Raw genomic sequence first — 1,230 nt, 5'->3', positions numbered from 1 at the left:
TGACCCCTACGGGACTCGAACCCGTGTTACCTCCGTGAAAGGGAGGTGTCTTAACCGCTTGACCAAGGGGCCATAAGATATGGCGGAGAAGGAGGGATTTGAACCCTCGCGCCGGTCACCCGACCTACACCCTTAGCAGGGGCGCCTCTTCAGCCTCTTGAGTACTTCCCCATATGGCTCCGCAGGTAGGACTCGAACCTACGACCGATCGGTTAACAGCCGATAGCTCTACCACTGAGCTACTGCGGAATAATCTCTTTCAATAAGGCAATTACCTTATCGACTCTTTACATTATAATGACGATACAATAGAAAGTCAACATAGTTTTTAAAGAAAGTTTTTTTCAAATTCTTCCCTTATCCTAAGGTTATTTCTTTTACTTTCGTCAATTTCCCTCTACATTTTCCACACACATATCTACTAGTATCAATGCTTCTTTTTCTTCTGTATGATTGCTGACATTTCGTACACTGATACAGAAGGATCCTTTTCGAGGTTCGTTTTACTTTTATATCTGGCAGTTGTGCACAAAATCGTGGTGCGCCAACTTTTTTTAATAGATGCTTAAAATCTTGGTCCTTATGCTGATACCCCTTCCCTTCTAGGTGAAGGTGATAATGGCATAGTTCATGTTTAATAATCCCTATTAATTCTTGTTCGCCAAGCTGGTCGTAATATTTTCTATTGATCTCAATATTATGTGTTCCAAGAAGGTATCTGCCGCCAGTTGATCTTAGTCTTGGATTGAAGGATGCTTGATGCAAAAACGGCTTCCCAAATGACTCAACAGATATCTTTTCAACTAATAATTGAAGTTGTTGTTGTTCCATTTTGGGTCCCTCTCTTTCTATGCGAACATGACAACCTATTATAGCATATATTGTATATACCTTTAGTACTTTTCGGGAGGTTTTATTATGCCAACTTGGTTGCAAAACCAAATGAAAAGAGCTTTTTATGAGAAAGATCGCTATCAGATCAAGATGTTGAACCAGTGCTGGTTCTTTTACAGAAAGAAACACTGCTCTTAAGATACGTTTTTCCGTATCGGGTAGAAATTATTAAAGTGCAAATCCACACCGGGTTTTGCACTTTTCTTATTGATTCCGCCAATTCGTCCCTGGATTCCGCAAACTTTCGGATTTATTCCGCGAAACTGGGGACGGATTTCGCCAACTTCGTAACTTTTTCCGCCGAATTCCTGTTTAATTGAGAGTCAAGTCCTGATT

2 protein-coding genes and 3 tRNA genes are annotated in these 1,230 nt (G+C 40.8%); 1 reads left to right on the top strand and 4 read right to left on the bottom strand.

Features of this window, described 5'->3' with window-relative positions; all coding sequences use genetic code 11:
• The 4 genes from V7659_RS21395 to V7659_RS21380 form a co-directional block, all read right to left on the bottom strand.
• Positions 1-72: transfer RNA gene (locus V7659_RS21395), tRNA-Glu, on the bottom strand.
• A gap of 8 nt (positions 73-80) precedes the next feature.
• A tRNA-Ser gene (locus V7659_RS21390) sits at positions 81-171 on the bottom strand.
• A 3-nt stretch (positions 172-174) separates the two neighbouring features.
• Positions 175-249 (bottom strand) — tRNA-Asn (locus tag V7659_RS21385).
• A 108-nt stretch (positions 250-357) separates the two neighbouring features.
• Positions 358-831: a SprT family protein gene (locus tag V7659_RS21380; RefSeq protein ID WP_335542091.1), complete on the bottom strand. Its 474-nt coding sequence runs from the start codon at positions 829-831 to the stop codon at positions 358-360.
• An 87-nt stretch (positions 832-918) separates the two neighbouring features.
• Here V7659_RS21380 and cmpA point away from each other — a divergent pair, with 87 nt between their 5' ends.
• Complete coding sequence (gene cmpA / locus V7659_RS21375; protein WP_144555672.1) at positions 919-1,032, top strand: cortex morphogenetic protein CmpA; 114 nt, start codon at positions 919-921, stop codon at positions 1,030-1,032.
• Positions 1,033-1,230 lie beyond the last annotated feature (198 nt).

Source organism: Neobacillus drentensis (assembly GCF_036966985.1).
Lineage (GTDB): Bacteria > Bacillota > Bacilli > Bacillales > Cytobacillaceae > Neobacillus > Neobacillus drentensis_E.
The sequence above is the reverse complement of the archived record's forward strand: the minus strand, read 5'-3'. Positions and strand labels throughout refer to the sequence as shown.

What these genes read in the sequence shown, in the direction of transcription:
- cmpA (WP_144555672.1), top strand. Translation starts at nt 919, where the DNA reads ATGCCAACTTGGTTGCAAAACCAAATGAAAAGAGCTTTTTATGAGAAA.
- V7659_RS21380 (WP_335542091.1), bottom strand. Translation starts at nt 831, where the DNA reads ATGGAACAACAACAACTTCAATTATTAGTTGAAAAGATATCTGTTGAG.